Here is a 3,543-nt window from a genome sequence, read left to right on the forward strand (position 1 = left end):
TCTCCAGCGGCTCCGTGCCGATCCAGGCCCACACACCGACGAGGCGTTCGGCCTCGGAGTCGAGAAGCCCCGAGGCATCGGTCAGCAGCCAGGTGCGCCGGCCCTGCCGCCGGTCGCGGATGGCGTCGACGGCCGCGACCAGCGGATCCAGCAGGGTGTGGGCGTGGGGCCCGTCCGGCGCAAGGGGGTGCGGGCGGGACGGGGCCTCGCGCTTGACGGACAAGAAGGCCTTGCCCAGCTCGCGCATCTCCTCGCGTCCCAGCCGTTTCCGCAGGCGAGGCAGGAGATCTCGCTCCTCCGTCGCAAAGTGGGCCCGCACGCAGGCGAGGAGTTCCACGATGGCCGCCTCGTGCAGCGCGGGACCGGACCTGCAGTCCTCGACGGCCGACAGCAGCCGCCGCGTCGCACGGTGGTCCTCCCGGCCGGCCGCGGCCTCGTCGGGCAGCACCCTGGTCATGGCCGGGTAGAGCACGCGCTCCTCGACGTCGTTGTGCAGCACGAGCTCGTATGCGATCTGGTCCAAGAGGATCTCGCGGCGCCCGCGCCCGGACTCCACGTGCTGGAACCGCCGCTCGACCGCCGCGTGATCGGCGGTGATGAGGGCGTCGATGTCACCGGGCAGCATGGGCAGGCCCCTTCAGGTCGGGTCGTGGTCGGGTCGTGCGTCGGGTCCCAGGGCTCGGCTCTACCCGCACACCCACGTCGAATGGGTGCTTCGCCACCGGAAATGCCCGCTACAGAAGCAGATTGATCAGGATCGTCACGACGGCGGACGCGACGCCGGAGAACGCGATCCATGGCGCGGGCGCGCCACGGATCGCGGTGCGGTCGACGCCTCAAGTGCCGGTTGGACCAGGGAACGACCGACGTGGACGGCCAGTTTTACGACCAGGACCGGTGGAGGTACGCGCTCGGACAGGGCTACCTTCGTCCCTCGTCATTGTCGCGGTTCAGGGATCCCGGGGGTCATGCAGCGACGCCGTCGCCGGGTCGGCCTCCTGCTCTCGTGCCCGCAGGCAGTTGTCGACCGCGATGACGCCGGGCACGCGCGACACCACCGCCACGAGCACGCCGATGTCGCTGGGGAAGCGGGTCGTCCCACGCAGCGTCACGACGCCCTGGCTCACCGACGCGGCGGCCTTGTGCTCCTCGGGCACGCGCAGGGGCTCAGCGAGCAGGTCCCGGAGATCGGCCTCGATCTGCGCGTCGCTGCGGTGGAAGGGCTTGAGCAGGTCGTGCCGGGAGACAATCCCGACGAGCCGGCCGCGGGCGCACACCGGCAGGCGCTTGTGCCGGCCGTCGAGCATGCGCCGGGCGGCGACGGTCACGTCCTCGTCCGGTGGCACGGTGTCGACCGTCGTGGTCATCACGTCCGCGGCCACGCGGGCAGCGGCCTTCTTCACCCAGGACGTGTCATGGCCGCGGAGGAGGTCACGCAGCATCCCGAGGTGACGGCGCCGGCCTTCGCCCGTGTATGCCTCCTTGGCGATGAGGTCCGCCTCGGTCACAATCCCGACCAGAGCACCCTGGGCGTCGACGACGGGCAGGCCGCTGATGTCGTGCTCGAGGAGTGCGTCAACCATCTCCCCGAAGGCCGCCTTCGGCCCTACCGTGACTACCTCCGTGGTCATCACGTCCCGGACCTTCACGGAGTAGCGCGTTCCAGCAACCTCTGATGTGGCGCCATGTTCCTTTGTGGCAGGCATTTCCATCCTCCTCGTCGCGGATTCCGATGCGTTTCGCATGGTCCCCGCCTTGCACGGCCGGTACACCACGCAGCCGCGTAGAGGTCGTCGAGCTCGACGTGGCCAGGCCACCAGGGAGGCAGTGGCGCCGTCCGCCGAGCGGACCAGCACTGGGGATCCGATGCCGCGGGTCGTCGGGGTTGTCGTAGGTGACGACGAGCGCGTCGTCGGTCAGGTCGACCCGGGATCGTGGGCCCGGTCACCCGGTCTCCGGATCGGGCACCGCGTCGAGGGATCACGGGCCGGGCTCGGCATGGGCAGCTGTACGGCGCTGCCCTCAGCGACTTTCGGCGATCACGCAGACGTCGAAGTCGTCCGCGGCGATCAGCAGCTCGTGGACCAGCCGGATTGCCATGGCGCCCTCGCCCACCGCGGAGGTGAGCCGCTTGACCGACCCGCTGCGCACGTCACCCACCGCGAACACCCCCGGCCAGCTGGTCTCCAGCAGGTGCGGGGGACGGCCCGGGCCGTGGGTCTCGGGCAGCCCGGGGTCGGCGCCGGCCGCCTCCGCCCCCTCGTCCCCGGTGAGGACGAAGCCCCGGTCGTCCAGCGCGATGCTGCCCGCGAGCCACCCGGTGCACGGCTCCGCCCCGATGAACACGAAAAGAGGTGCCACGTCGAGGGTGCGCCGCTCGCCGGTCTTCGTGTTCTCCGCGACGACGGCGTCCAGCTCGCCGCCGCGGCCGCGTAGTTCGCGAATCTCGCTGTTGCACATCAACTCGACGGCCGGGTTCCGCTCGATCTGGTCGACCAGGTAGCGGGACATGGACTCGGCGAGGTCGTCGCCGCGGACGAGCAGGTAGACCTTCGGCGAGTGCTGGGCGAGGAACACGGTCGCCTGCCCGGCGGAGTTGCCGCCGCCGACCACCGCGACCGGCCGTTGGCGGCAGTACTGGGCCTCCACCAGCGTCGCGGCGTAGTAGACGCTCCTGCCCTCGAAATCCGCCAGCCCGGGCACATTCAGCCGCCGATAGCGGGCACCGGTCGCGACGACGACGGCCCGGGCGCGGAACTCGCTGCCCGGGTCGACCCGCACCACGATGTGGTCCCTGCCGCGCGCGAGCCCGGTGGCCTCGACGGGGACGCCGAGGCGGGCGCCGAACTTCTCCGCCTGGATCACCGCCCGGTCGGCCAGCTCCGCGCCGGAGATACCGGCGGGGAAGCCGAGGTAGTTCTCGATCCGGGACGACGTCCCGGCCTGGCCGCCCGTGGCAATCGCGTCGAGGACGACGGTCGAGAGGCCCTCCGAGGCCCCGTACACGGCCGCCGCGAGGCCGGCCGGCCCCGCGCCGACGACGACGAGGTCGCAGACGCCATCCGCGGACGTCGGCGGGTCGAAGCCGGTCAGCTCGGCCAGCTCCGCGTTGCTCGGGTTGCGCAGCACGCGGGTGCCGCGCCAGATGACGACGGGGGTATCTCCCGGGCCCACCCCGAGCTGGCGCAGCAGCTCCTCCGCGCCCGGGTCCGACTCGAGGTCGACCCATTGGTGCGGCAACCGGTTGCGGGCGGCGAACTCACGCAGGCGCCGGCTGTCGGCGGAGTAGCGGGAACCGATGATCCGCAGTCCCGCACCGGCGGCGATCAGCAGCTCCCGCCGGATAAAGAACGCGCTGAGCACCACGTCGCCGAGGTGGCGGTCGCGGCCCACGATCCGCCGCAGGCCGTCCACCGGCACCGCCAGCACCTCGCCGGGTTCGCGGACGACACAGGTCACGAACGACGGCTGGCCGGTGAGGAGGCCGAGCTCGTCGAGGAACCGGCGCGGGCCGTGGACCCGGATCACCCGCTCGCGCGGGGT

At 71.9% G+C, this 3,543-nt stretch carries 3 protein-coding genes; all 3 read right to left on the reverse strand.

Annotation, left to right across the window (positions count from 1 at the left end):
• Positions 1-625, reverse strand: a 625-nt coding sequence (locus VGH76_RS00005; RefSeq protein WP_331554543.1) for a hemerythrin domain-containing protein, incomplete at its 3' end; no start/stop codon positions are given.
• A 325-nt stretch (positions 626-950) separates the two neighbouring features.
• Entirely contained in the window at positions 951-1,745 is a 795-nt protein-coding gene (locus VGH76_RS00010) for a CBS domain-containing protein (RefSeq protein WP_331554544.1), read from the reverse strand.
• Positions 1,746-2,022: 277 nt separating this feature from the next.
• On the reverse strand, positions 2,023-3,543 hold a 1,521-nt coding region (locus tag VGH76_RS00015), incomplete at its 5' end, for an FAD-dependent oxidoreductase (RefSeq protein WP_331554545.1).

It is taken from the genome of Actinomycetospora sp. (assembly GCF_036497585.1).
Taxonomy (GTDB): domain Bacteria; phylum Actinomycetota; class Actinomycetes; order Mycobacteriales; family Pseudonocardiaceae; genus Actinomycetospora.